The following is a 26,693-nucleotide window of genomic DNA, read 5'->3' on the forward strand; positions in this document are numbered from 1 at the left end:
CACCTTTCAACTTTCCCTCATGTGAGGAAAAGTGTTATCCGGTATTAGCCCCGGTTTCCCGGAGTTATCCCAGTCTTACAGGCAGGTTGCCCACGTGTTACTCACCCGTCCGCCGCTCGTTCCACAAGAATCACCCCGAAGGGATCTTCTTGCTTCCCGCGCTCGACTTGCATGTATTAGGCACGCCGCCAGCGTTCGTCCTGAGCCAAGATCAAACTCTCAATAAAACTTGCACATGAATGTGCCGAATTGATCTGCTCGCTTCTATAAGCTAGCTAATTCTTACTTTTCTTTCATACTGGTTGTTTTGTTCAGTTTTCAATGATCAATGTTTATTTGTCGTTTTTGCGACAGCTTTTATATTATATCAACTCACCAGCTTCATGTCAATAACTTTTTATAAGTTATTTGAAACGAAGTATTAAGTTGTGCTGTGTTGTTTCAGCGACGTTTAATAATATACCACGGTCGCTTAACTAAAGTCAATAACTTTTTTAAAATAATTAAAGTTAGCTCAGCCTTTCTTCATTTCTTCTTAATAGCTGCAATTCTGCACCTCTCATCCTTCTATTATAACACTATCTTTTCCTATATATTTATAATTAAACAAAACCCCGCTTTAAATGCGGGGTTTAACTCTAAGTATCCTTATAAGCTCGCCAACAGGAGCTTTATTTGTTTCGCATTTGCGGGAATAGTAATACATCACGAATAGATGGTGCATTTGTTAACAACATTACTAAACGGTCGATTCCAATCCCCAGACCTCCAGTAGGCGGCATTCCATACTCAAGAGCTTCAAGGAAATCTTCATCCATTTCATGAGCTTCGTCATTTCCTTGCTCTTTTTCTTTCACTTGCGCTTCAAACCGCTCCCTTTGATCAATAGGATCATTAAGCTCAGAGAATGCATTCGCATGTTCTCTACCTACAATAAATAATTCAAATCGATCAGTAAAACGTTCATCTTCTTTATTCTTTTTAGCTAATGGCGAAATAGCTACAGGATGTCCATAGATAAAAGTAGGCTGGATAAGCTTTTCCTCCACCCTTTGCTCAAAGAATTCATTGACAATATGTCCATAAGTCATTGTATCTTCAATATCAATACCATGCTCTTTAGCAAGTGATTTAGCTTCTTCATCCGTCATTTGCTTCCAAAAATCTACACCAGTATGTTCCTTAATTGCATCAACCATATGCAACCTTGTCCATTTAGGTTCCAAGTTTACTTCATATTCTCCATAGCTAACCGTAGTTGATCCGAGTACTTCATTTGCGATATGGGCTACCATATTTTCTACTAACTCCATAATATCATGGTAATCTGCATATGCTTCGTATAATTCAATCATCGTGAATTCCGGATTATGTCTTGTTGAAACACCCTCATTACGAAATACTCTTCCTATCTCGTAAACCTTTTCCATTCCACCGACGATAAGACGTTTTAAATGTAACTCAATAGCAATACGCATGTACAAAGGTATATCAAGTGCGTTGTGATGGGTGATAAATGGACGTGCTGATGCTCCCCCTGCAATACTGTGCATCATTGGTGTCTCTACCTCCAGGAATCCGAGATTATCTAAATATCTGCGCATTGACTGGATGATCTTACTTCTCATAAGGAAAGTATCCTTACTTTCAATATTTGTTATAAGATCTAAATAACGCTGACGGTATCTTTGCTCTACGTCTTTTAAACCATGGAATTTTTCAGGAAGTGGACGCAGTGCTTTTGTCAATATAGTAAATTGATTTGCTTTAATAGAGAGCTCACCAACGTTTGTTTTAAATACTGTTCCTGTTACACCAACAATATCTCCCAGGTCAGCTGTTTTAAACAGCTCGTACGCATCTTCCCCTACCGTATCCTTTCTAACGTAAAGCTGGATTTGGCCGCTTAAGTCCTGGATATGCGAGAAGCCCGCTTTACCTTTTCCACGCTTTGTCATAATTCTTCCTGCTATAGTAGTCTCTATAGCTTTTTCCTCTAACTCTTCTTTAGAAAATTGATCATATGCTTCCCTTAGGTCTTCTGCCAAATGTGTGCGGGCAAACTTATCACCAAAAGGGTCCAGTCCTTTTTCTTTATAAGACTCCAGCTTCTCCAGACGTACCCGCATCTGCTCATTCAATTCTTCACTCATTATATCGTCACCTCAACTAGTATATTATTTAAACGCTTATCTTATTTCTTTGGTTCTAATTCTTCTACAGAAATGTTTAAATGTTGTGCAATAGATTCTAGATGTTCTAAACTAGGCACTTTCTTTCCCCGTTCTAAATCACCCAACCGAGAAACAGAGATGCCTAACTCCTCCGCAAATTGTATTTGGGTATAGCCTTTCAATTTACGAAAAGCCTTTATTCTATTCCCCCACCTGGATGTTGCCATTTGACTACTCCTTTTCTGTCCTTAAGAGCTAATTCATCTATTAAATTAGAAATATGTTTATTCACATGCGGTAAAAATAAATCTGGGGAGATTTCCCTTAACGGTATTAGCACAAACGCCCTTTCATGCATAAAAGGATGTGGTAAAGTTAATCGGTCTGTTTTTATATTCTCTTGATTATATAATAAAATGTCAAGGTCTATCGTTCTGGGACCCCATCTTATCTCACGTTTTCTGCCTAATTCCAGTTCGATTTTTTGACAGAGATTCAACAATTGAACAGGCTCCAGTGTTGTCTCTACCTTTATTACTTTGTTCAGAAAAGCGGACTGGTCTGTGTAGCCGACAGGTTCTGTCTCATAAACAGATGAAGAAGAAATCATTTTCAACTCATTATCCTTTTTTAACTGCTGCTCAGCCTTCTCTATATATTCTAATCTTGGTTCAATATTGGAACCCAACGCGATAAATACTTGTTTCATCATTGCCTCACCCTGTGAATTTCTACCGCAACAGACTTGTAATGACCAGGAATAGGCGGATCAGGTTTATAAACCTTTACTGTACAAGCTTGTAATAACGGGAAATTTCCGAATAACTGCTCTGCTGTCTTCTCTGCCAATGTTTCTACAAGGTTTACCGCTTTTCCTTCTATTACTTCCTTGACCGTCTTGTATACTGCACCATAGTCGATGGAATATTTCATCTCATCCGTCTTACCGGCCTTTGCCAGATCAAGTTCCATCGTTAAGTCGACTGAAAATCGCTGCCCCAGCTTTCTCTCTTCCGGAAACAAACCATGGTAACCGTAGAACATCATTTGATGAAGATAGATTTTATCCATTCAGATCACTTCCCTTACCAATCAGTACATCCATCATTTTAGCCATTCTCACTGTCATTTCTACATTATGTACTCTAACCAATTCTACACCTTTATTTATACCAAAACAAACCGTTGCGCCTGTTCCTTCGTCTCTTTGATCTACTGGCAAATCCAATGTCTGTCCGATTACAGATTTTCTTGATGTTGCCAGCAATACTGGATAACCTAACTGTTTTAGTTTATCTAAATTTTTCATTGCCAATATATTCTGCTCATAGGATTTGGCGAAACCTACTCCCGGATCAAGAATAATATTGTTTCTGTCCACACCTGCATCCAAAGCTATTTGAACACTTTCTTTTACATCTGAAAGCATATCTTCCACAAATGATTGATAGACAGCTTCTTTCCTGTTATGCATTAAAATAATCGGGACATTGTATTCTGCTGCAACCTTTGCAATCTTCGGCTCCCGCTTAGCTCCCCAAACATCATTAATAATAGAGGCACCGGCGTTCACTGCCTGTTTAGCAACCTCTGCTTTATATGTATCAATAGAAATTGGAAGATTAACTTCATTAGATAATGTTTCAATCACGGGTATAACACGCGCCAGCTCTTCTTTTTCGGAAACAGCCTTGTGTCCCGGCCTTGTTGACTCCCCGCCAATATCAATGATATGCGCTCCGTCCTGTTCCATCCTCTTCGCCTGCTCAACCGCTTTTTCCACAGTTGAATAGTTCCCGCCATCCGAGAAGGAGTCAGGAGTTATATTCAGTATGCCCATAATAAGTGTCTGTTTCGAATAGTGGAAGTCCTTCACTTTCGTTCTTAACCATTCACTCATATAAATCCGTCCTTTTTTAATAACATTATTCTCAAATGACTATTATATCATAAATAAATAATATTACGTTTAAAAACAAAAAGCGATTATCTTTTATCAGATAACCGCTTTTAAATAATTATTCTTCGTCAAATTGGTAAAGTGGTGTCGATAAATAGCGTTCACCGTTACTTGGAAGAACTGCTAAAACCTTTTTACCTTTACCCAGTTTTTTCGCAACTTGATTAGCCGCATAAATAGCTGCACCCGATGATACTCCGCCTAGCACACCATCTTTTTTAGCTGCTTCACGTGCAGTTTCATATGCCTGGTCATTTGTTACAGTAATTACCTCGTCATATACTTCCGTATTTAAAACTTCCGGTACAAACCCTGCACCAATACCTTGAATCTTATGCGGGCCTGGTTTACCGCCAGATAAAATTGCTGAGTCTGTAGGTTCTACTGCATATATTTTAATATCTTTATAGTGATCTTTTAACACTTTACCAGCACCAGTGATCGTACCGCCAGTTCCAATCCCGGAAACGAATGCATCCAGTTGGTCACCCATTTGTTCTACAATTTCTTTACCAGTAGTTCTCGCATGAACCGCCGGGTTTGCTTCATTGTTGAATTGTTGAGGCATGAAGTATCCATTTTCTTCTTGTAGCTCACTTGCTTTCTTGATAGCACCTTTCATACCTTCCGCACCTGGTGTAAGTACTAATTCTGCACCATATGCGCGTAAGAGATTTCGTCTTTCCATACTCATCGTGTCAGGCATTACTAAAATTGCCTTATAACCTTTAACAGCAGCGATTAACGCTAAACCGATACCAGTGTTTCCACTCGTTGGTTCGATAATAGTGTCGCCTTCTTTTAAAAGACCTTTTTCTTCTGCATCTTCCACCATGGCTAAAGCAATACGATCTTTTACAGAGCTTCCCGGGTTGAAGTATTCAAGTTTTACATAAACCTCCGCACCTTCCGGATCTGCTGTACGGTTTAACTTAACGATCGGTGTATTACCTATTAATTCAGCTATATTCTGAGCTACCTTCATCCTGTTTCCTCCTCAATTCCAAGTAATATAATTGGTTTTATATACAATTTACACGAAAAGCCTCATTTTTGTCAACCCATAAGCTGGCAGCAGTTACATCTGTCAATCGTCATCAAGGATTGTTTTCACTTCTAACTCATCCCACAGGGTTGTTGCATCAATCTCCTGATCTAGTCTCTCCAGTGCAATGTCCTGTTTCACTTCATCAGAGACTTCCTCATAATCGAGCGTGATCGCAGGAAGATTCTGATGGACATAGATTATCGCAATACCCTGGCTTGTTTCTATAGGGTCACTGTAGTTATTCTCAAGCGCGAGTGCTTGTTCAAAATATTCGGCAGGCAAAAAACTGCTTGTTTCACTATAAAACCCTAAATATCCGCCATCACTTCCTGAATCATCAATGGAATATTGTCGGGCAGCTTCTGCGAAATTTTTTCCTGAGTCCAGTTCTTCCAGTACCTTCTCAGCATCTTCCATTGTCGGCAAAATAATATGGGATAACTGTACCCTCTGTTCAAAATTATATTGGTTCTTATATATCTCATAATATTGTTCTGCTTCTGCATTATCGATCTCTACATTCCTTGTGAGCAGTTGTTGTAAGTAATATCGATATTTAATACGCCTTTCCCAATCTGCAATTAGTTCCTTCTTTTCCTCTTCTCCCAGTAGACCTCGCATAACTAACATCCGTGATATTTCCCGCTCTATTAGTTTCTCCTCTATAACTAGATTATTCTCTTCCGCTAAAGAAAATACCACTTCTTCATTCACGATATCGACTAATGCATCTGGACCGTAATCATCCATTACTCGCTGAATGAGTTCACTCCGGCTAACTTCATTCCCATTCACTGTAGCCAGCGGGCCGGATTCTCCCGCGAAAGCGAATGATTCTTCTTCAGGGCTACCCCGGAAGAAAAGGGTGAAGATGTTCGTGATGAGTAAAAGAAAGATTATAATCCACAAACTCAACTTCGATAAACCCACACACATATCCCCTTTTATGAAGTTTTTAATTCTTTCAATTCCTCAATATTGAAGGAGTAAGTTTCGTTACAAAAATGGCAGGTTGCTGTTGCTCCATGATCTTCTCTAATCATTGCATCAATCTCTTCATTCCCCAGACTCGTAATCGCTGCAGCAAGTCTTTCTTTTGAACAAGGACAGGAAAAGGATACAGGCATCTCTTCTAAAATTTTCAAATGTTCTTTGCCGCCAACTAATAATTCCAGAATCTCTTCAGGTGTTTTTCCATTCTGGATCAATTTGGAAATTGGATCAATACTTGCAATTTGCTGTTCAACTCTTTCAATTGTTTTTTCAGATGCACCTGGAAGCATTTGTATGATAAAGCCGCCTGCCGCCAGAATCGTGTGATCAGGATTAACTAAAACTCCCGCACCAACAGCAGAAGGTATTTGCTCAGAATTCGCCAGGTAATAGGTAAAGTCCTCGCTCACTTCCCCTGAAACAATTGGCACCTGACCGGTAAAATTACTCTTTAGGCCAAGATCTTTCACAATACTTAAAGTACCTTGTGTCCCAACCGCCCTTCTGACATCGAGTTTCCCTTGTGCATTTGATTCGAAATCAACATGGGGATTTAATACATAGCCTCGTACTTCGCCTTTTGCATTGGCATCCGTGATCACTGCACCAATTGGCCCGTCCCCTTCTAGCTTTACCGTTAATTTCGCATCATCTTTTAGCATAGCACCAAGCATTGCAGTGATTGTCACTGTTCTTCCTAAAGCAGCTGAAGCTGTTGCCCATGTATCCTGTCTTCTCCTTGCTTCTTCCACTGTGTTTGTTGATCTGATGGCATATGCTCTTACTTCACCGTCAAATGCTGTCGCCTTTAATAAAAAATCCTTCATAATATCCGCTCCTTTTCACCTTAAGTCATGTTCGTTTTTTAAGTATATTTCGTATAATCCCTTTAAGGTTAAATATGGATCAACATAGTCAATTGTATTGGAATCTCTCGCGATAAGATTAGCTAATCCGCCTGTCGCTATTACTTTAGCGTTTGTTCCCATTTCGGACTTTATTCTTGAAACAACCTCATCTACTTGGCCGACATATCCAAAATATACACCTGACTGCATTGCTTCTACTGTCGTACTGCCGATAATATTTTGCGGTCTCTTCAACTCAATTTTTGGCAGCTTTGCGGCATTCATATAAAGTGCTTCAAGAGAGATATTTATTCCCGGGGAAATAACGCCGCCAACATACTCTTCCTTTTCATTTATATAACAGTAAGTTGTTGCAGTACCAAAATCAATAATTATGCCTGGTGCACCGTACTCTTTTATCGCACCGACTGCATTGACAATTCTGTCTGCACCTAATTCTTTAGGGTTAGGATAAAGAGTTCTCAAATATGGATTGACTTTCTCTTCTCCAATAACCATTGGTTCACAATGAAGATACTTATCTGCCATTCTTTGCAGGGCAAATAATATCGGAGGGACAACAGATGAAATAATAATTCCGTTTATATCGGATAATTTAAGACCTTCATGTTCCAGTAATGATTTAATGAACATTCCGTATTCATCTTCGGTCTTGTTTTTATCTGTTTGCATGCGCCATTGATAAGTCAATTGGCCCTCACAAAAAACACCTAATACTGTGTTTGTATTTCCCACATCTAATACAAAAATCATCTTTTTCAGCCCTTTATTTTTTAATATTGGTCATTTCCTCATATTGTATAGGCAAGAAACATAAATTAGCAAGCCAAAAGGGGTCCTGAAAAGAGCGGTACTACATGAATGCACCTTTCCTCTCGTCACCTCAATGAATTCTGCGAAAAATTGAAATACTGATAAAAAAAGCAGTTCCTTTACAGAGAAGGAACTGCTTTTTCATCTTATTCTTTATCATTGTCATTGTCTTTATCTTTGGAACCATCCTGGTCAAAATAGCTATCTGATTCTTTATCAAAATAACTCTGCTCCGATTTCTTCTGGATATTAACCTTAACATCAGAGGAGTCATCATTTTTATCAGTTAACTTTGATGCAGAAGTATTATCTTCACCATTTTGTTCTGATACAACCGGATCGGGTAATACCCCGTCTTCAAATAACGATTTTATCTGGTTTGCATCCAATGTTTCAATCTTAAGAAGCGTTTTGGCAACTAATTCTAACTTATCTCTGTTTTCTGTAAGAATTTCTTTTGCACGGTCATAACAGCTTTGAATAAAATTCTGAATTTCCTGATCGATTTCATATGCAATGGCATCACTGTAATTTTGTTCTGATTGCATATCACGACCTAAGAATACCTGGCCGCCGCTGCTGCCAAACTGAAGCGGTCCAATTTTATCACTCATACCATACTCCATGACCATTTTTCTAGCAATGCCTGTAGCTCTCTGGAAGTCATTATGAGCACCTGTACTTACTTCCCCGAAAATAATTTCTTCTGCTACACGCCCGCCCAGTAATCCGGTGATCTTATCAAGCAGTTCAGGCTTTGTCATAAAGTAACGATCTTCCCTTGGAAGCATTACTGCATAACCGCCAGCCTGGCCACGAGGCACAATAGTTACTTTATGAACCATGTCGGCATCATCAAGCACCATCCCAATAATGGTATGTCCACTTTCGTGATATGCCACAATATTTCGCTCTTTTTCCGAGATAACACGGCTTTTCTTGGCAGGTCCCGCAATTACCCGGTCAATTGCCTCATCCACATCATCCATATCGATCTTTTGTTTATCTGATCTTGCAGCAACTAATGCCGCTTCATTTAACAAGTTTTCCAAGTCTGCACCAGAGAATCCCGGTGTACGCATCGCGATTGTTTTAAGCTCCACATCGTCAGCTAATGGTTTATTGCGTGCATGGACTTTTAAAACATCTTCCCGACCTCTTAAGTCTGGACGATCTACTGTAATTTGACGGTCAAAACGGCCTGGACGTAATAATGCCGGGTCTAAAATATCCGGTCTGTTAGTTGCAGCGATAATAATAATACCTTCATTCTCACCGAAACCATCCATTTCAACAAGTAACTGGTTCAGGGTTTGCTCACGTTCATCGTGACCCCCGCCAACACCAGCTCCACGCTGACGGCCAACTGCGTCAATCTCATCAATAAAGATAATACAAGGTGCGTTCTTCTTCGCATTTTCAAATAAGTCACGAACACGGGAAGCGCCGACCCCGACAAACATTTCAACAAAGTCAGAACCACTTATAGAGAAGAATGGTACTCCAGCTTCTCCGGCAACAGCTCTGGCTAGTAATGTTTTACCTGTACCAGGAGGACCTACTAACAGTACCCCTTTTGGAATCTTCGCACCGATTGCTGAGAACTTACGTGGGTCTTTCAGGAAATCTACTACTTCTACGAGTTCCTGCTTTTCTTCATCTGCACCGGCTACATCACGAAAGCGTACCTTTTTCTTTTCTTCGTTATACATTTTGGCTTTACTCTTCCCAAAATTCATTACACGGCTGCCGCCGCCTTGTGCCTGGTTAAGCAAGAAGAAAAACAGGATGAATATAATAACAAATGGGATCATTGTTGTTAAGAACGTGACCCATCCACTTGGTTGTTCTTCCTCATAAACTTCTAATATGCCCTGTTCAGAAGCCACCTCATATACTTCTTCAACAATTGCCGGGCTGTTTGGGATATTTGTAATAAAGGCTGGATTATCCTCTCCAGATAACTCCCCCACAATGCGCATGACACCATTTGACGGGCGCATTTCCATCCCTTGAATTTCATTATTTTGCAATGCTTGCATAAACTCATTCGTATTTAGTTCTTCGGCCTGATTGTTTTGACCGGTGAACACAGATATGATCCCAATAACTACCAGAAATATCAGGAAATACAGGATCACATTACGTATTATCCGATTCATTGCCTACCTCCTCCCGCAACGAGAAAACTATAGTAAATAGTATCATATAGAAAGAACTTATTACAACTAATTACCACTGTGTTTTTCATATGTATGATAATTTATTGAACTCAGTTGTCCTATTATTCATCGCCACCGTAAATTTCCGGCTTTAAAATTCCAATATAAGGGAGGTTGCGGTATTTTTCCTGATAATCCAGTCCATATCCAACCACAAACTCATTCGGAACTTTAAAACCGACTATATCTGCTTTAATATCAACCGTTCTTCCTTCCGGTTTATCCAGTAATGTGACAATTTTAATTGATTTAGCTTTACGGTACTTAAATAAGTCTACCAGATAACTCAATGTTAACCCACTATCAATAATATCTTCAATTATCAGTATGTCTCTTCCTTCTACTTTCGTATCTAAATCTTTCACAATTTTCACTTCACCGGATGATCGCATTTCATTGCCATAACTGGATACATCCATAAAATCCATTTCCAAATGTGTATTAATATTGCGAAGGATATCTGACATAAAAGGCAATGCACCTTTTAATACACCTACAGCTAAAGGGAACTTCCCATCATATTCTTTCGTCAGCTGCTCCCCTAATTCTTTGCATTTCTCCTGAATTGCCTCTGCAGATATTAATACTTCTTTTATTTCATTATGCATCGTGCTGCCTCCTAAATGGTTGGTTCAATATATTCTAATAATAAACAGTTCATTGCCTGTTTATTTATATTCACTTCTGCTTTTTTTAATCCGATCACCCAGAGAATGGATCCGTCATTTGCAATCAGCAAAGGCCATTTATCACGTTCAGCTATTGGAATTTTTTCATCAATAAATATATCTTTCACCTTTTTGCTCCCATTTAATCCTCGCAATTTCAACCGGTCACCCGGTCTTCTTGTCCGTATCGTTAATGGAAAGATAGAAGCTTCCAATGGCAGGAGAATCGAATGTTTCGTTTCCCGGAAAGAGCCAACACTGTAACTAGCCCGTAAAATAGCCTGATTAAGCAAATGATTTTCTCCTGGAATATGTATTTCCTGTATTTCATTTTGTAAACCTGCTGTTTCGGTCGTTGTAAAACCAAACATAATATTTTGATAGCTTTTTGTAACCTGCATAGATTGCGGAAAATCAATAGTTACATTAGCTTTTTCGTGATTTAACAATGTGAGAATATCTTCTTCATGTTTAGTCGAAATTCCTTCAGGAACCTCTTGATAGAGATAGTTTAATATTAGATGAAGTGCACGTCTTTGTAAAGCAATCGGATAATTCAGGAATGAAGGAATAAAGAAGCTTGCAGTCTGGTCATTACTTTGAAATTGAACCACCTCTTTAACCATTGCCTTTGCCTGTTGCAACAAACAGTCCTCATCTTCTGTTAAACGTTCTGTTAATTGCTGGACTTGCCTGTGAACACTCGGGTTTTTCTCCTTTAGCAACGGAAGTACCTTCAGACGGTAATAGTTTCTCGTATAAGCTAAACTTTGATTCGACGGATCTTCTCGAATCTGCAGACCGCGTTCCTCGCAGTAACGGTAAATCTCCGCTTTCGTACAACATAATAATGGACGTATGATCTGTCCATTTGCAAACGGCCGCTTCACAGGAATACCTTTTAATAAGGCAGGATTAGCATGCTGAACCAATCGCATTAATACTGTCTCGACCTGATCATCCCCATGGTGGCCAAGTGCCAGATAATCAGCTTTGTATTGATTCATTACCTGTTCGTACACCTGGTACCTTAATTTCCTTGCAGCAACCTGTGTGCCTTCCTTATCTTTGTCCCGCTTTACATCAACTGTTTTACCAACAAAAGGGATCGCCCACTCTTCGCATACTTCCTGTACAAATCTCACGTCCTCTAGAGACTCGTTCCCCCGCAACCCGTGATCAACAGAGACAGCAATTACCTTCAGTCCCATTTGATCCTTTACTGATACAAGGAAATGCAGCAATGCCATCGAATCAGCACCACCTGATACCCCAACGACTACTGTTGCACCTTCATGCAGTAATTGATGGCGTCTCATAAAATTCTGTACGTTTTGATCAAATTTCCCGGAATTCAATCACCACCACCTCACAATTTTTTAAATCTATTTTAACATAATATGATAAACGTTTTCTTGTAATTACAAAAATAATGTAACATACATATAACACAATCCGCTAACCGAAAGAATACTGAACACTTCCAGGAACGGGTGATAAGAGGTCTCTGTTTGTTTATCTGGCACTAATCGCTTTTGTCTTACATGTGTATGATGGGTTTGTTTCATTACATCCTCTAATAAGTAATCTTTTACCTCTATTGCTTCATTCATCTCTCCATTTATCATTTTTATTAATAACTTTTTTAAAGATTCGGACCGGATCGCCAGCTGTATCTTCTGGTTCAGTGTTTTCCTCGGATTATTCCCTTTTGAAAAACCATCCGGATAGAAAATTCTTAATACAACCATCGCAAGAGCAAACAAATCATACCCGGGATCTGCCTTTCTCGTACCCATCTGCCAATATGCCCTGTCGTAAAACTCCGTATACTCTTTAATGGCTCGGCCTTGTAATGTCGTTCCACCGACATCCACCCATTTTAGTTTTGCTGGTCTTCTGGATACAATTAAATTGTCTGTTTTCAAATCCCCGAAAACGTATCCCTGATCATGGAGTGCTTGTAAATCCTTAGCAAAACCTATTAATAGAGTAATCAGCCATTCCTGCCCGTTCCTGTTAATAAAATCTGGTAAATCATCTCCCGATATATACTCCATTACATAAAAAGAATATACATACCCATTCGGTGCAATATAATCATCTGTATCGATTAAAGAAGGCCCAAGGCTATGCCCTTGAACCTTCTTAAACGCTTTTAATACATTGACTTCTGAAGTAATGGAGTGACTTTGTTTACTTACTTTCAGTGCAACTTGGACATTCTGGTATACACAGAGATAAACCGTTCCTATCGCTCCACTGCCAAGTTCCTTCACAACATGATAACTCTTTTTATGCCACTTCCCTGTAACAGTTTGGCCTTTAGAAATATGGATATCAGGCTTCTTCAACGTCTGGGTATTCATTATGGAACAGTCTCCTTTTTAGACTCTTCTTACCGAATTGGTGCATCGCTTCTTTTAATGCAGGGCCTGTTGGCGTTACACCGCCACTTGCCAGCTTTGAAAAAATAGATGTAATAGAATCCAGTTTGCCCGTCCAATCCACTAATTGCTGAATTGGCTTCTTCCTGCCAGGGAATTGATAGATACTAAAACGGCTTCGTCCAATTCTTGCATTCATACTTATAGACAAATCGATTAATGCCTCCTGAACTGTTGGCAGTTTATTAGCCATACTTGCACTTGTATCAACGAGAACCAACACTTCCAAATCACATGTTTCACCAAGTTCATCAACGACTTCCATTACTTCTCCCCGTTGCTCTGGCGGCAACTCTTCCATTGTTCTGGGACTTCCGAGTATTTGCTGTAATTCTTTATTTACCACACCTTGCAATGTTTCATTCATTGCCTGTTTCGTTACTGTCTGAACCGTTTGTGACAATGCCTGTTTATAGACAATCTGACTAACACCTCTGCCACAGCTGGCAATCTCTTCAACTTCAAGTAATCCGGTTGGCTGTTCAGTCTGCTCATCTTCCATAATTCCAATTACATTTACTGTAATTCCCTGTTCCGCAATAATTGTTGCAACACTTGCCGGGTTCTCCCCTTGATTGGAGCATCCGTCCGTTATTAATAGTATTTGCTTAAGCGTCCCTGTTCTCATTCATTATTCCTCCTATTTTAAAGGCTTAATGAATTCTAGATTCATAACCCTTTTTCCAACATTTTCACCAAAAAAAAGGAGAAATATACGTTAACTGATGTTCTGATGCCAGAAGCTGTCTTTTGTGCTAATGGCTGCCCATTTTGGCTGATTCTTTTCAATCTGTGCCACTAATACAGTCATATCATCTTCAATTTCCCCGGCCTGTGTACGGATCACTTCTTCCAGTATGAGATCTGCCATTATTTGCGGATCTTTTGTTTCTAATTCACTTAGTTTTCGTTTTATCCAGACATCCACATTTTCTATATGTTTCGGACCTTCAAATATTCCGTCACTCATCATAATAATGAAGTCTCCCGGCTTCAGCTGTGTACTTACAACCTCCACATCGAATTCCGGTATAATTCCAATTGGTAAATTACTAGATTCAATGCTTTCAATGGAATCAGCGCTCATTACATAACTTGGAGCAGAACCGATCTTCAGGAAACGGACAGAAGCATGGTGCAAGTCGACCATTGCAAGATCCAATGTTGCATAAATTTCCTCATTTGTTCTTAATGAAAGGATAGAATTTATTGACTTAATTGCCACTTGTTCATGTAACCCTGACTCCAGAATTTGCTGCAGCAGGCGCAATGTTTCCGTACTCTCCTCATGAGCCCTGTCACCATTTCCCATCCCGTCACTGATCGCAAGTGCGTAGTGACCGGCACCCAATTCCATCGCTTTATAGGAATCGCCGGAAACCAAACCGCCACCTTTCGCTGCATGGGCAACTCCTGTCATTACGGTATATTTGCGGGCAGATCCGAATGTAAACAAACTGTGTCCTTTGGCAATAGGAGAAACGTCCTCTGTAACTACAACAACGGTTTCATCAAGGATGTCTGACAGAATTGGTGCAATTAACTTTGCCGCTTCTCCATGATAACGGTTAAATGAGATCACCATTTCTATATCAATGTTTCCTTTTTCCAGACTGTAAACATCAAGCTTCTCCAGTTCAATTCCTATGTGCTTCAATGCTGCCACCATTTCGATTTCCTGTTGCTCATGATTTTCCTTCTCCTTCAGAATTTCTTTTGCAAAGTTCTCCATGACATCTGAAACGCCTCTTAATTGATCTGCAACAAACCTTCTGCTTTCAAGCACTTGCTTTTTTAATTGCTGGTTCGCCTGGAGGAAGGATAATTCCTGTTTCATTGCATCAATGACTCTGTTCGCCTTAATACAATGTTCCCCAAAACGAAATTGTGTTACTTTGTTCAACTGGTCGCCCTGCTCTAACTCATCTTTTACTTCTTTCATAATGTCGTACGTCTCGTCAAATTGCTTCACCCAGCATGTTTCTTTTTTAAAGCATGTCTGGCATGTTTTCTCGGCTACATTACTTAAATAATAATCCACTTCTATATCCTGATCCTTTAACTGGTTCGAATTAATTTGGAAACTGTGTGACAGTGCCTTGAACACGTTGGAGAATCGCTCCACACGGTGTGCTGTTACGTTACGTACTTTTTGCAAATATTGTTCTTGCTCCTTTGCATATTCCGTTGTACCTGGTATATATCTTGCTATTTTTTTCACTGCGCTGTCAGGTGTAAGGAAGAACAACAATATAGCAAGAGATGATTCGATAAAAGCTGTCTGTATATCATCCATCTTCTCACCGTATAAACTGATCAGTAATGTACTAATTAACAGTCCTACACTAACTGCCAATTTCCTTCCTTCTTTTAACAAGCCTCCAAGCAGACCGGCAAATGCTAACAGACTCATTTGATATAAGTTGGCGATACTGGCTAAACTTAAAATTAACCCGGCAACTACCCCGACTGTCGAACCAATGGCCGCCCCGCCTATCAGAGCAAGCAACAGGACAAGATATCTTGCCAGAACCTGTTCAACATGCGCTCCATAAATCTCCATTCCAATAAATCCAGTTAATACGGATGCCAATAAAATAATAAAACAAACGATCTCTTCATTTTTTAATGTTGGCTTATATCTTTTTGGTGATAAAAGCGGAAGACTCTGCATAAAGATTAGTAATAACACTAATGCCAGTATTCCTTCGACTGCTGCAAGAGTCCATTCCATATATGTAAGCGGACCTTCCCATGCATATAAACACATGTGAGGAAGAAATGTTGAAACAAATGCAACAACCGGCAGTGCGCGCTCCTGTTTTTTCAGATGAATAACAATGAGATTTAGTAAGGACATTAAAGAAATTGCCAGCAGCAGATAGACACCTTGCATCGTTGAGTAAGAAAGTGCACCTAAGAGGGAAAAAACTATCAGAGAAAACAGCTTATCACGTCTCAGATACCAGACAGCAACAATAAATGCGATACTGAACGGTGATAATGTTGACAGGATAACTGCCCTTCCTAATAAAAAACCTAAAATGGATAACATAAAACCTTTTTCAACCATTAAAAAATGCCACCATTTCAGCCAGTTTCTTTGCCCAAAGATCTGGGTAAGTTTCTCTTTTAATAGAATAGATTTTGGTTTACTCTCCGTATACGTATTCATTCTTATCACTCCTCCTCCATCATTTAAACATATTTCCACTCCCTTTTTTGTCAAAATAAGAGGCTGTAAATAAAGAAACGTTCGACTCTTTGTCCAACGAATTCATGTAAATAATCGATAAGCGACATTTATATATGGTCAATCTGTCAAAAATACGATCATTATTGCTCATTATGTAAGAAAGATATCCGATTTGTTTGTTTGAAAGAATAATGTTGACAAGCCGGCAAAATTGTTGTATTATATTTTTTGTGTCTTTTAATGAGTGCTTCCGCATTTCCTGCAATATTATGGCGGTGTAGCTCAGCTGGCTAGAGCGTACGGTTCATACCCGTGAGGTCGTGGGTTCGATTCCCTCCGCCGCTATCCTTTTAAATCAAAGTAAAAGCCGAACTATGATCGAATTTAATGATTCGAAGTAGTTCGGCTTTTTTTGTGTAAACTATATTTCTTTTCTCCCTAACCAACTTCTATTGAAAATTTACCAAAATTTAATAGTATTTAACGTCTACTTAATTTACTATAAAAGTAGGTAGATGTTAGAAAATAAAAAGGAGTGTTTTACATATGAAGAAAGGAACAAACCCAAAAGCGGCCGCAGCCGTGGTTGCTGCAACAGCTGCACTTGTTGCTGCTCCAGCTATTCAGCTTGCAGACAGTATCCATTTTACAGATGTAGCAGAAGATCATCCTTATTATGAAGTGATCAGTGATTTTTCCTCCAAAGGGATAATCAGCGGATATGGAGATGGAGAATTAAAACTGAATAAATCTATCTCACGCGCGGAAGTTTCCATTATTCTATCGAAAATACTGGAACTGGACTCTGACAATACGGCACTGCCATTTACCGATGTAGAGCCTGACGCCTGGTATACAGACAGTATTAAGAAATTATTCAGTAACGATATTATCATTGGAAAAAACGCATCCATTTTTGCTCCTGAAACAGAGGTTACTCGTGCAGAATTTGCTCAGATGCTTCTTACAGCATATGATATCCCAACAGAAGAAACGACACTGCCATTTACTGATCTGAACTCGGAAGCATGGTATATGCCTGCTGTCACTGCCCTTTACGCAAATGGACTGATTAAAGGGATTGATGAAAATACTTTCGCTCCGGATCAGCCACTTACCCGCGGGGATGCAGTTTGGCTGCTTGCAAATACCCATAAGCAATTCAGTAACATTGATGAGGAAGAAGGCTTCTCCTTATCAATTATGCATACAAACGATATCCATTCACATTTGGATGATATTCCAAAACTTGTCACAGCAGTGAATGAGGTTAGACAAGAAATGCCTGATGCTCTTTTACTTGATGCAGGAGATGTAAATACAGGAACGTTATATTTTCATGAGTATAAAGGACAGGCTGAGTTAGCTTTTATGAATTTAATGAAATATGATGCCATGACATTTGGTAACCATGAATTTGACCAAGGTTCAAGCAATGAAGGTCATAAAGCATTATATGATTTTGTAACTGATGCGAATTTCCCGTTCGTCAGCTCTAATATTAATTTTTCCAAAAATCAATATATGGGAGACCTGTTCAGCGATATCTCCACAGATACTCCTAACGATGGGGAAATTTACAATAGTATTGTGAAAGAGGTTAATGGAGAAAAAATCGGTATTTTCGGTTTAACTACAGAGGAAACTGTCGATATTTCAAGCCCTGGAGACATTGAATTTGAAAATTATTTAAATGCTGCAGAAGAGGCAGTCCAGGAACTTGAAGCTCAGGGTGCTGACAAAATCATTGCACTTACACATATAGGATTTGATGATAATCCGGCTATAGACAATGACCAGCAGCTTGCTGCAAATATTGAGGGAATTGATATCATCGTTGGCGGACACAGTCATACAGAATTAGCAGAACCTGTTGTTGTTACTTCTGACGCTGAAGATATGGAACCAACCATTATTGTCCAGGCATATCAATATGCTAACTTCTTAGGCACACTAGATGTGGAATTCGATGAAAACGGTGTGATTACCGGGTATGCCGGAGATTTAATTGAAATAGCTGAACAAGAGGATGACCCGGAAGCATTGGCATTACTGGCAACATATTCAGAAAAAGTTGAGATGGTTAAAAATGAGGAAAGCGGAGGGGTTGCAGAAGCAGAGCTGCCGAATCCACGGATAAGTGATGATAGTGATAGCAGTATCAGTGTAAGAAATTCTGAAACTGCACTTGGAAATTTAATTACAGATGGAATGCTATCAAAAGCAAAAGAGTACAATCCTGACACCTCTATTGCCGTACAGAACAGTGGGGGAATCCGGACCTTCATTGATAAAGGGCCGATAACGATTGGCGAAATTCTTACTGTAATGCCTTTTGGTAACACACTTGCTTTGATGGAATTAAAAGGCTCTGAATTGAAGGAAGCATTAGAACATAGTGTTAGCCAGACACCTAATGAGAGTGGCGGTTTTCTTCAGGTATCAGGTATGAAGTTTACTTATGACAGTTCTGCGGAAACTGGAAACAAGGTCGGTACAGTAGAAGTTATGCAAGATGGGGAATATGTTGAATTGGATGAAAATAAAACATATATAGTTGCAACAAATGCCTTCGCAGCAAAAGGCGGAGACGGATTTGATACATTTGCTAAAGCGTATGAAGAAGGGCGCGTTACTGACTTAGGATTATCAGACTGGGAAAACTTCCGTGACTATGTCGCTGAGCTTGGAACAGTTAATCCTTCAATTGAAGGAAGAATAGTCGATACGGCTAATCAATAATGAGAGAGCCGTTCTCATACACAGATTGAAAAATTGAAATATGACGGTACATTTTGCAACACAAGTAAAAAAACCGAACTGCTTCGAATTCGATTAAAAATTCGATCACAGTTCGGTTTTTACTTTGGCTAAGACTGCATTGTCCCAACCTTATCTATTTATTCTGATTACGAGTCACATCCGTCTTTGCCCTAAATCCTACATAGACAGCAAGTGTTTAGCCTTTTCTCGCTCCTCGTCCCCCGCGCTTAGATTCTGTTTGTTTTTTTAATGTTGCTAAACGATCTTCAGAATCCTTTAAAAACCGATTCATTTTCTGTTCAAATGACTCGGGTCTCTCACGGTTATTATTTTTCGGATTGCCCTGATTTTTACGACGATTTGATGGTGGCGGATTGTCTTTTGCCTTTTTTATTGATAAGCCAATCTTCCCATCATCTTCTACATTAAGAACTTTAACCGTCACTTCATCTCCAACTGTTAAATGCTCATTAATGTCTTTTACATAATTGTCGGCAACCTCACTAATATGAACGAGTCCTGTCTTTCCATCAGGTAACTCAATAAACGCTCCAAAATTAGTGATACCTGTTACCTTTCCCTGCAACTTGCTGCCTACTTCGATTGACATAAAGAAATTGCTCCTCCTTAGATTTTTTAAGAAAAAATATTATTACAATATATATTATAGCGAAGCAATAAAAACGGTGTCAATAAGATGCCTCTTCTTCTGGTAATTTAAATACGATTTCGCCTTCTTCAGTAAAAAAGTAATTTGTTTTAGCAATTTGAAGGAGATATTCTTCATCATTTAGTAATTTTACCTCATCTGATAACTTTTTATGCTCATTTTCAAGCTGTGCTAACTGTTCTGACTTCTCCTGATACTCTGTTTGCATATTTTTCAATGCAATTCGCTGTTTAATATGATATGTTGTTAAGCTTACGGCGATAACCATGACAATAAGCAGGAATAGAGATATTCTCCGGAATAACCTTTTCTTCCTCTCGTTTTGTCTTCGTTGATGTGCCTTATGCTGTTCTATATATGCTTCGTGTATTTTAGAAACATTGCTGCCGGGTTTTGCCATGATTACTACCTCCTCGCATTTCTTTTATTTTTTCCTCCATTTTATTTTACTAAAAAAGTTGAGAATTGGGTAGAAATACTTTTTTCTTTTTTCCGGCACCAATCGGAAGATTAGTAAAAATAAATGGCGGAAAGGATATAAAATTATCAATAAAAGAAAATTAAGTAACTTTAACAGCATCATCACTATTCGATAAAGTGTAAAAAGTACGGCGGTTATGATCCACTTTAGCGGGTTTATCAGCAATAATCTGATACAACGAAACAAAAACCGGAAAATCGCAGCTAAATAGAAAAGAATTCTTTCCAGCAATCTCCGGTACAGCTGTTCAAATAACGCTTTAAACATAGCATAACCGCATAAAAGCGCGATAAAAACGTAGAATCTGACTATTCCCTCATTAATCACATATAATACAAAAAAGAGGAGAACAGCCTGTACAATCCAAAAGAAGAGTTCAAATAAATACCGAAATATGATATGATCTGCCCACCATAATGCTATTCTTTTAAATGTAATATATGCTACCCCGATATATACCCCAAAGGCAATCATCGTAAACATTGTGAGAAATTGCGTCTCTAATGTCATTTGAAGAGCTTGCTAAAAATGCCTTTAGCTTTATCTCCTTGCTGTTCATCTAAATAGGAGAGTTCATAAATCTTACCTTTAATCGATACATGGCCGGATTCCACATCAAGGTTCTTCATCTGCAGATTATCTCCGCGTATCACTAAATAACCCATTACTGTCTGCAGGAGAAACTCTTCACTATCGAAACTGTCCACTTCTTTTACACCATCTATCTCGAGCAATCTTCTATTTGTCATCTTGACATTGTGATCCATCTGGGCTGCTGTTACCGGTTTTTTATCATAATAGTTCATTGCTTTCCCTCCCTTTTATCCACCACTAATGTATGAAAAAAGGGACAAGTTTAGAACAGAATAGCAATTAATTCTCTTTATATTCTTCACTTTTGATTGTGTATAAGTCGCTTGCTTCTTCTTTACGGACAGTTTCTTTCAGCTGATCGATCTGAATCGTTAATAACCGCTGGCCAAACTGAATTTTTAATTCATCGCCAACCGCTACATTTGTTGCCGCCTTTGCCGTATTGCCATTAACAATGATTCTTCCCTGGTCGGCAATTTCTTTTGCTAATGTTCTTCGTTTAATCAGTCTGGATACTTTCAAAAACTTATCTAATCGCATGATAATTCCCTTCCTGCTTTATTTATTCTTCTTGCTTTGCTTCTTCCCAGAATTTGTCGAGTTGTTCCAGTGTAAAGGAGTCCCAGTCTTTATTGGAGGCTTTCACTGATTGTTCTACAAAATGAAAACGTTTTTTAAATTTCTCGTTCGTTAGTAATAAAGCTGTCTCCGGGTTAATTTTATAATATCTTGCAATGTTTATCATTGCAAATAGTATATCTCCAAACTCTTTAGCCATTTCCTTCTCATCGTTTGTGGAAATTGCCTCTTTCCACTCATTTATTTCTTCTTCAACTTTTGCCCACATATCTTCCGCATTATCCCAGTCAAACCCCACTTTCGCAGCTTTTTTCTGGATTTCCTCTGCCATCAGCATCGCCGGCAGACCTTTCGTTATATTGTCTAACAGAGATTCTTCTGTATGCTGTTTCTCCTGCTTTTTAATTGCTTCCCAATTTACCATCACGTCATTTTCATCCTGCACTACTGTATCTCCAAATACGTGGGGATGTCTTCGTATCATTTTCTCTGTAATACTGTTAATGACTTGTTCAATCGTGAAATATCCTGATTCCTCGGCAATCTGACTATGTAACATTACTTGCAGCAGCACATCACCTAATTCCTCGGCAATCGCTTCATCGTCTTCCCTGTCAATTGCTTCAAGTACCTCGTAGGTCTCTTCAATCAGATATTTCTTTAATGATTCATGTGTCTGCTTCTGATCCCATGGGCAGCCACCTGGACCACGCAATGTTGCTACAACTTCTCTTAAACGGAAAAACTGATGATTTAATTCAGATTTATCGACAGGCGGTACATAAACGCTCGTCAGATTACTTAAATGTGCCTGCATATCTAATTCTACTAAGGGGATATGTTTCAGCGACTCCTGTCTACTTCCCACAGCTTCAGCGATATAAATCATATGATTTGGCGGCAAGTCTTCGAGTAATTCCAACTTAACCTCGGACGCAATAAATGAATCATATACCTGGCAAAATACAATATGCTGTTCATACTGAAGCTGATATCTTTGAAAACTGGTTGCATCAACGAATTGAAACCCTTCGATCGGATCGAATTGAAAAACCCGGAACATATCATCAAGAAAGCTCTGCCCACCAGCAAGCCTGACGTCTACTCTATCACTTTCCAGTAAAAGCTGAACCGTCCTTTCAGCAAGCATCGGGTGCCCTGGTACAGCATAAATTATTTGATGCTCATCTAACGCCTTTTCAATAAGAACGGAAACAATCTCTTCATATACTGACTCAAACTCGCCATGTTTTTCATAAACCGAATCAAATCCGTAAAAATGGACCCCTTCCTGTTCCAGTGAAGTAACGACAGGATGATCCATTGTTCTGACATAACACACTTGTTCAGATTGGGCCAGCTTCCGGTAAATCCCGAGTGGCAACTGATCCATATCACCACCGCCTAACCCAATCACGTCTATTAACGGTTTCGACATTAACTCTCCTCCTTGCTCCATTTTCTTATTACAGGGATTTTCGCCAGCTCTGCTTGTGAGAAGATTCGTAAACGAATTAATGAGAAAAGATAGAGAATAAAACCTGCCAGTACGCTGAACAGGACAAAAATCAGTTGCTCTGCTCTTGTCTCTATTTCCCAGTAATTCATCTCAACATATTTTACAAGCAATAAGCCGGCAATCATCACCACTGTTGCCAAACCTGTCTGTATGACAGGTAAAATACGAACATTAAACTTAACGATCTTTTTTGTCAGCATATAATAATATAATACACAAACAAATCCAATTGATAGAATTGTCGCGATGGCTGCCCCATCTATATCAAGGAATGGTACAAGTAATTGGTTTAATAGTACTTTTAACCATAAAGCAGCAAATAATACAATAGCGGTTCCTCTCGTATAGCCGAATCCCTGCAGAATAGCTGCCAATATTAATGACGATGCACTGAACAACAGCGTAATGGACAACATACGCAAACTGAATGTTCCGTCAGTGTTCTGGTAAAAAAGTTCATTTATATCAGGCATTAATACAATTAAGCCTGCTGTCGCTCCAACTGATATTAAGATACCGTATTTCAGAGCTGTGCGGATATTTCTGATGGACTCTTCTTTGTTCCCGGAAATTTGCGGTACGAGCGCCATTGCAAGCGAAGAACCGATAATTGTTACCAATTGCAATAATGGCTGGCCCCTGTCGATAATACCTTTCCACTTCATTGCCTCCAATTGTGTCCAGCCGCCCGTCACAAGGCCTGGAACGATTGTAAAAGCATCAGCCAATTGCATAAAAAGCAGCATCATATGATTCATACTCATAATAATCCCTGTGATAATAACAGTGCGGAATATATGATAACTGGAAATATTTTCAGTATGTGCTTCTTCTCTATTAGAATATTTCTTTTTCCAGGTAAAGTAAAGGAGCAGGAATGATGCTGTAAATGCCGCAGCTGTTCCAATAGCCGCCCCGTCACCGATACGGTATGGAGAAACATTGTTCCTATATATCCATACTGCAGTGAAAATAATGATCAGTGCACGGATAATCTGCTCAACCATCTGGGAATTAGCAACCGCTGATAAATGATTAACCGCCTGTAATCTCCCGCGGTATATTGCCACAAATGGAACAAACAAAAAGATCCATGCCATATGACGGATCGGTTCTGCCAGCTGCTGATCCCCCATTGCCTCTGCTAATAATGGACTGAACAAAAATAACAGTGCAAAGAAAAACACACCTAAAAGAAAAAGCATCTTAAAAATCGCCAGAGTTATTTTTCTGTTCCCGTTTTCCAGCTGATGTTCCATTAAAAATGCTGCAACTGCAGAAGGTAATCCGTATAGTGCCATCATAATCGCTATACCAATCACCGGGTATACTTGCTGGTAGATGTAAAAACCAATATCACCAGTAAGGTTCTGCAAAGGTATCCGGTATGATGCGCTGATGACTTTGCCGGTAATCCCTGCAAATACCAGTGCAAAAGCCCCTGTAAAAATGGTTTTCCTGTTAGTTTTCATGTGCGTCTTCCTTTTAATTACTGATTACATTAATTCCTTATAGTATAACAAAAAAACTCCCATATTAACGAAACATGCTAATATGAGAGTCCTATTATTAGTTAATTGTAATAATATCTTTATCTTCTTTATTTACATTTCCACTAACATTGAGTTTTACTTCCTGACCTTCTGGTAAGTTTGTAAAGATAACAGGTGTAACGATCGAAGGTGCATTTTCCTGTACATAATCAAGGTCTACTTCCATTAATACTTGACCCTGTTTAATCTGATCACCTTCCGCTGCTTTTGCAGTGAATCCTTCACCCTTCAGATTTACCGTATCGATACCAATATGGATAAGAATTTCTGTACCATTTTCAGCAAGTATCCCGATCGCATGTTTTGTTGGGAAAATGTTGATTATCTTTCCATTTACAGGTGAGACTACTTCCCCTTTTGATGGCTTAATTGCAAATCCGTCGCCCATCATTTTTTGTGAGAATACCTGATCAGGCACCTCTGAAAGTGGCAGGATCTCCCCTGTCATCGGACTTGTAAATTCCAGATCTTCTAATTTATTTTCAACTATTTCTTCTTTTTCAGTCTGCTCTGTTTCTGTCTTTTTCGCTGGTGTCTTTCCATCCATAATATCCTGCATTTGACCACGGATTGTATCAGATACCGGTCCGTAAATTGCCTGAATATTATTTCCTACTTCCATGACACCTGAAGCACCTAATTTTTTCAATCTTGCTTTATCAACCTTATTTTTATCCTCTACACTAACACGAAGACGAGTAATACATGCATCAAGGTTAGTGATATTTCCTTTACCACCCATTGCTTCCATAATCTCGTAAGGACGATCGTCTACTTCATCATCACTGTCACTGTCTTCCGCTTCATCTTCACGACCTGGTGTTGCTAAATTGAATTTCTGGATCGCAAACCGGAAACCGAAATAGTAAATCACAGCGAAGATTAAACCGACGATGATTACCCACCACCAGTCAGTCCGGTTAGGCATAACCCCAAACAAGATGAAGTCAATTAAACCACCAGAGAAAGTCATCCCGATTTTTACATCCAATAAGTACATTGTCATAAAAGACAATCCGGCAAAAACAGCGTGAATCGCAAATAATAACGGAGCAACAAACAGGAATGAGAACTCAAGTGGTTCTGTAATACCTGTCAGGAAAGATGTAAGAGCAGCAGAGAACATGATACCTCCAACTACTTTCTTCTTTTCCGGCTTCGCTGTATGATAAATTGCTAATGCTGCTGGTAAACCAAACATCATGAAAGGGAATTTACCTGTCATAAAATTTCCGGCAGTAAAGTCAACCCCATCCTTCAACTGTTCAAAGAAAATTGCCTGGTCTCCACGTACAATATCACCCGCAGCGCTTGTATATGAACCAAACTCAAACCAGAACGGAGAATAGAAAATATGGTGTAGACCAAATGGGATGAGTCCACGTTCTATTACACCGAATACGAAGGTTGAGATTGTCCGGTTTGTTTCAAGCATCACGTGGGATACTGCGTTTAACCCATCTTGAGCAAATGGCCATACAAGGAACATAAGAATACCTAATATTAATGAAGAAAATGCTGTAATAATCGGAACAAATCTTTTTCCTGCAAAGAAACCTAAAAATTGCGGTAACTCAATATTAAAATACCGATTATACATAAAGGCGGCTAATATACCGACAATAATACCTCCGAATACACCTGTCTGTAATGTCGGGATACCAAGGACGCTGGCATAAGCAGGATCACTCGTCATCTCTGCTGTAATATCACCGAATACACCCATCGTTACATTCATTATTAAGTAACCAATAATTGCGGCTAACCCTGCAACACCATCACCTTTTGCCAAACCGATTGCAACACCGACTGCAAATAGTAATGGCAAATTATCAAAGACAACCCCGCCTGCCTCTGACATTACCTCCAGTATTTTTTGAACGGTTGCGTTTCCAAACCACGGGAATTTCTCTACCCATTGATCCTGGGCAAAACTTGTACCAAATGCCAGCAGAATACCTGCAGCTGGTAATAATGCCACTGGCAGCATTAGAGCTTTACCAACTTTTTGCAATGTCCCGAAAATATTTGACATTACAATTACCTCCTTATAGTTTATTCTTTTTTGATATGCAACAATGACTTGCCTGTTTCATTTATCCAAAATAAAAAGGCATGAGCAAAAGAATATGCTTAAGTATCTA

The 26,693-nt window shown here is 39.2% G+C and carries 24 protein-coding genes, 1 tRNA gene and 1 rRNA gene; 2 read left to right on the forward strand and 24 right to left on the reverse strand.

The genetic code is table 11. The features are described from left to right. The 16 genes from BMW36_RS18505 to spoIIE form a co-directional block, all read right to left on the reverse strand. Positions 1-227: ribosomal RNA gene (locus BMW36_RS18505) — 16S ribosomal RNA — on the reverse strand; the annotation flags it as partial. Positions 228-671: 444 nt separating this feature from the next. Further along, complete coding sequence (lysS, locus tag BMW36_RS18510; RefSeq protein WP_089743905.1) at positions 672-2,153, reverse strand: lysine--tRNA ligase; 1,482 nt, start codon at positions 2,151-2,153, stop codon at positions 672-674. 41 nt (positions 2,154-2,194) lie between these two features. After that, positions 2,195-2,401, reverse strand: a complete 207-nt coding sequence (locus tag BMW36_RS18515) for a helix-turn-helix domain-containing protein (RefSeq protein ID WP_089743906.1) — start codon at positions 2,399-2,401, stop codon at positions 2,195-2,197. After that, a complete protein-coding gene (gene folK, locus BMW36_RS18520; protein ID WP_342707279.1) occupies positions 2,371-2,886 on the reverse strand; it encodes a 2-amino-4-hydroxy-6-hydroxymethyldihydropteridine diphosphokinase in 516 nt (171 codons plus the stop codon). The genes BMW36_RS18515 and folK overlap by 31 nt, the downstream gene beginning before the upstream one ends. Next, entirely contained in the window at positions 2,883-3,245 is a 363-nt protein-coding gene (gene folB / locus BMW36_RS18525; protein WP_089743911.1) for a dihydroneopterin aldolase, read from the reverse strand. The genes folK and folB overlap by 4 nt, the downstream gene beginning before the upstream one ends. Continuing rightward, a complete protein-coding gene (gene folP, locus BMW36_RS18530; RefSeq protein WP_089743913.1) occupies positions 3,238-4,074 on the reverse strand; it encodes a dihydropteroate synthase in 837 nt (278 codons plus the stop codon). The genes folB and folP overlap by 8 nt, the downstream gene beginning before the upstream one ends. A 118-nt stretch (positions 4,075-4,192) precedes the next feature. Beyond that, complete coding sequence (gene cysK, locus BMW36_RS18535; RefSeq protein WP_089743915.1) at positions 4,193-5,119, reverse strand: cysteine synthase A; 927 nt, start codon at positions 5,117-5,119, stop codon at positions 4,193-4,195. Between the two features lie 102 nt (positions 5,120-5,221). Then, positions 5,222-6,112 carry a peptidylprolyl isomerase gene (locus BMW36_RS18540; RefSeq protein WP_175480521.1) on the reverse strand — a complete coding sequence of 297 codons (891 nt, stop codon included), beginning with the start codon at positions 6,110-6,112 and terminating at the stop codon, positions 5,222-5,224. A gap of 14 nt (positions 6,113-6,126) precedes the next feature. Beyond that, a complete protein-coding gene (gene hslO / locus BMW36_RS18545; RefSeq protein ID WP_089743919.1) occupies positions 6,127-7,002 on the reverse strand; it encodes an Hsp33 family molecular chaperone HslO in 876 nt (291 codons plus the stop codon). Between the two features lie 15 nt (positions 7,003-7,017). After that, positions 7,018-7,797, reverse strand: a complete 780-nt coding sequence (locus BMW36_RS18550; protein WP_089743921.1) for a type III pantothenate kinase — start codon at positions 7,795-7,797, stop codon at positions 7,018-7,020. 206 nt (positions 7,798-8,003) lie between these two features. Then, positions 8,004-10,019 (reverse strand): ATP-dependent zinc metalloprotease FtsH, encoded by a 2,016-nt coding sequence (gene ftsH, locus BMW36_RS18555; RefSeq protein WP_089743923.1) that lies wholly within the window; start codon positions 10,017-10,019, stop codon positions 8,004-8,006. A 122-nt stretch (positions 10,020-10,141) separates the two neighbouring features. Further along, the gene (hpt, locus tag BMW36_RS18560) at positions 10,142-10,687 is read right to left on the reverse strand and encodes a hypoxanthine phosphoribosyltransferase (protein ID WP_089743925.1); all 546 of its coding nucleotides are present in this window, start codon (positions 10,685-10,687) and stop codon (positions 10,142-10,144) included. A gap of 11 nt (positions 10,688-10,698) precedes the next feature. Next, positions 10,699-12,105: a tRNA lysidine(34) synthetase TilS gene (tilS, locus tag BMW36_RS18565; RefSeq protein ID WP_089743927.1), complete on the reverse strand. Its 1,407-nt coding sequence runs from the start codon at positions 12,103-12,105 to the stop codon at positions 10,699-10,701. A 63-nt stretch (positions 12,106-12,168) separates the two neighbouring features. Next, the gene (locus BMW36_RS18570) at positions 12,169-13,116 is read right to left on the reverse strand and encodes a serine/threonine protein kinase (protein WP_089743929.1); all 948 of its coding nucleotides are present in this window, start codon (positions 13,114-13,116) and stop codon (positions 12,169-12,171) included. Continuing rightward, positions 13,088-13,822: a vWA domain-containing protein gene (locus tag BMW36_RS18575; protein WP_089743932.1), complete on the reverse strand. Its 735-nt coding sequence runs from the start codon at positions 13,820-13,822 to the stop codon at positions 13,088-13,090. The genes BMW36_RS18570 and BMW36_RS18575 overlap by 29 nt, the downstream gene beginning before the upstream one ends. Positions 13,823-13,912: 90 nt before the next feature. Then, the gene (gene spoIIE / locus BMW36_RS18580; RefSeq protein ID WP_089743934.1) at positions 13,913-16,369 is read right to left on the reverse strand and encodes a stage II sporulation protein E; all 2,457 of its coding nucleotides are present in this window, start codon (positions 16,367-16,369) and stop codon (positions 13,913-13,915) included. Between the two features lie 292 nt (positions 16,370-16,661). On the opposite strand from spoIIE, the gene BMW36_RS18585 reads away from it, so the two are divergent. Beyond that, a tRNA-Met gene (locus tag BMW36_RS18585) sits at positions 16,662-16,735 on the forward strand. Between the two features lie 201 nt (positions 16,736-16,936). Further along, positions 16,937-19,132, forward strand: a complete 2,196-nt coding sequence (locus BMW36_RS18590) for a 5'-nucleotidase C-terminal domain-containing protein (RefSeq protein WP_089743936.1) — start codon at positions 16,937-16,939, stop codon at positions 19,130-19,132. Positions 19,133-19,349: 217 nt separating this feature from the next. Here the strand turns inward: BMW36_RS18590 and BMW36_RS18595 are convergent, their stop codons facing one another. The 8 genes from BMW36_RS18595 to ptsG form a co-directional block, all read right to left on the reverse strand. Next, positions 19,350-19,763 carry a S1 domain-containing RNA-binding protein gene (locus BMW36_RS18595; protein WP_089743938.1) on the reverse strand — a complete coding sequence of 138 codons (414 nt, stop codon included), beginning with the start codon at positions 19,761-19,763 and terminating at the stop codon, positions 19,350-19,352. A 79-nt stretch (positions 19,764-19,842) separates the two neighbouring features. After that, positions 19,843-20,223: an FtsB family cell division protein gene (locus BMW36_RS18600; RefSeq protein WP_089743940.1), complete on the reverse strand. Its 381-nt coding sequence runs from the start codon at positions 20,221-20,223 to the stop codon at positions 19,843-19,845. Between the two features lie 24 nt (positions 20,224-20,247). Then, entirely contained in the window at positions 20,248-20,814 is a 567-nt protein-coding gene (gene yabQ, locus BMW36_RS18605) for a spore cortex biosynthesis protein YabQ (protein ID WP_089743942.1), read from the reverse strand. Continuing rightward, positions 20,811-21,110: a sporulation protein YabP gene (gene yabP / locus BMW36_RS18610; RefSeq protein WP_089743943.1), complete on the reverse strand. Its 300-nt coding sequence runs from the start codon at positions 21,108-21,110 to the stop codon at positions 20,811-20,813. Before yabP ends, yabQ begins: the two co-directional genes overlap by 4 nt. Before the next feature lie 67 nt (positions 21,111-21,177). Then, a complete protein-coding gene (locus BMW36_RS18615; RefSeq protein WP_089743946.1) occupies positions 21,178-21,438 on the reverse strand; it encodes an RNA-binding S4 domain-containing protein in 261 nt (86 codons plus the stop codon). Between the two features lie 22 nt (positions 21,439-21,460). Next, positions 21,461-22,915 (reverse strand): bifunctional methyltransferase/pyrophosphohydrolase YabN, encoded by a 1,455-nt coding sequence (gene yabN, locus BMW36_RS18620; RefSeq protein WP_089743948.1) that lies wholly within the window; start codon positions 22,913-22,915, stop codon positions 21,461-21,463. After that, on the reverse strand, positions 22,915-24,468 hold the full coding sequence (locus tag BMW36_RS18625; RefSeq protein WP_089743950.1) for a putative polysaccharide biosynthesis protein: 1,554 nt from the start codon (positions 24,466-24,468) through the stop codon (positions 22,915-22,917). The genes yabN and BMW36_RS18625 overlap by 1 nt, the downstream gene beginning before the upstream one ends. A 97-nt stretch (positions 24,469-24,565) precedes the next feature. Then, positions 24,566-26,584: a glucose-specific PTS transporter subunit IIBC gene (gene ptsG, locus BMW36_RS18630; RefSeq protein WP_089743953.1), complete on the reverse strand. Its 2,019-nt coding sequence runs from the start codon at positions 26,582-26,584 to the stop codon at positions 24,566-24,568. Positions 26,585-26,693: the final 109 nt, after the last annotated feature.

The organism is Gracilibacillus ureilyticus (assembly GCF_900111195.1).
In the GTDB taxonomy this organism is placed as follows: domain Bacteria; phylum Bacillota; class Bacilli; order Bacillales; family Amphibacillaceae; genus Gracilibacillus; species Gracilibacillus ureilyticus.

Bases quoted from the DNA above. Each gene is read 5' to 3' on its own strand.
- folK (WP_342707279.1), bottom strand. From the start codon at position 2,886: ATGATGAAACAAGTATTTATCGCGTTGGGTTCCAATATTGAACCAAGA.
- yabP (WP_089743943.1), bottom strand. From the start codon at position 21,110: ATGAACTATTATGATAAAAAACCGGTAACAGCAGCCCAGATGGATCAC.
- BMW36_RS18615 (WP_089743946.1), bottom strand. From the start codon at position 21,438: ATGCGATTAGATAAGTTTTTGAAAGTATCCAGACTGATTAAACGAAGA.
- BMW36_RS18515 (WP_089743906.1), bottom strand. From the start codon at position 2,401: ATGGCAACATCCAGGTGGGGGAATAGAATAAAGGCTTTTCGTAAATTG.
- spoIIE (WP_089743934.1), bottom strand. From the start codon at position 16,369: ATGAATACGTATACGGAGAGTAAACCAAAATCTATTCTATTAAAAGAG.
- BMW36_RS18570 (WP_089743929.1), bottom strand. From the start codon at position 13,116: ATGAATACCCAGACGTTGAAGAAGCCTGATATCCATATTTCTAAAGGC.
- ptsG (WP_089743953.1), bottom strand. From the start codon at position 26,584: ATGTCAAATATTTTCGGGACATTGCAAAAAGTTGGTAAAGCTCTAATG.
- BMW36_RS18600 (WP_089743940.1), bottom strand. From the start codon at position 20,223: ATGGCAAAACCCGGCAGCAATGTTTCTAAAATACACGAAGCATATATA.
- lysS (WP_089743905.1), bottom strand. From the start codon at position 2,153: ATGAGTGAAGAATTGAATGAGCAGATGCGGGTACGTCTGGAGAAGCTG.
- hpt (WP_089743925.1), bottom strand. From the start codon at position 10,687: ATGCATAATGAAATAAAAGAAGTATTAATATCTGCAGAGGCAATTCAG.
- yabQ (WP_089743942.1), bottom strand. From the start codon at position 20,814: ATGACATTAGAGACGCAATTTCTCACAATGTTTACGATGATTGCCTTT.
- folB (WP_089743911.1), bottom strand. From the start codon at position 3,245: ATGGATAAAATCTATCTTCATCAAATGATGTTCTACGGTTACCATGGT.
- BMW36_RS18590 (WP_089743936.1), top strand. From the start codon at position 16,937: ATGAAGAAAGGAACAAACCCAAAAGCGGCCGCAGCCGTGGTTGCTGCA.
- yabN (WP_089743948.1), bottom strand. From the start codon at position 22,915: ATGTCGAAACCGTTAATAGACGTGATTGGGTTAGGCGGTGGTGATATG.
- hslO (WP_089743919.1), bottom strand. From the start codon at position 7,002: ATGAAGGATTTTTTATTAAAGGCGACAGCATTTGACGGTGAAGTAAGA.
- BMW36_RS18625 (WP_089743950.1), bottom strand. From the start codon at position 24,468: ATGAAAACTAACAGGAAAACCATTTTTACAGGGGCTTTTGCACTGGTA.
- folP (WP_089743913.1), bottom strand. From the start codon at position 4,074: ATGAGTGAATGGTTAAGAACGAAAGTGAAGGACTTCCACTATTCGAAA.
- BMW36_RS18595 (WP_089743938.1), bottom strand. From the start codon at position 19,763: ATGTCAATCGAAGTAGGCAGCAAGTTGCAGGGAAAGGTAACAGGTATC.
- ftsH (WP_089743923.1), bottom strand. From the start codon at position 10,019: ATGAATCGGATAATACGTAATGTGATCCTGTATTTCCTGATATTTCTG.
- BMW36_RS18575 (WP_089743932.1), bottom strand. From the start codon at position 13,822: ATGAGAACAGGGACGCTTAAGCAAATACTATTAATAACGGACGGATGC.
- BMW36_RS18550 (WP_089743921.1), bottom strand. From the start codon at position 7,797: ATGATTTTTGTATTAGATGTGGGAAATACAAACACAGTATTAGGTGTT.
- cysK (WP_089743915.1), bottom strand. From the start codon at position 5,119: ATGAAGGTAGCTCAGAATATAGCTGAATTAATAGGTAATACACCGATC.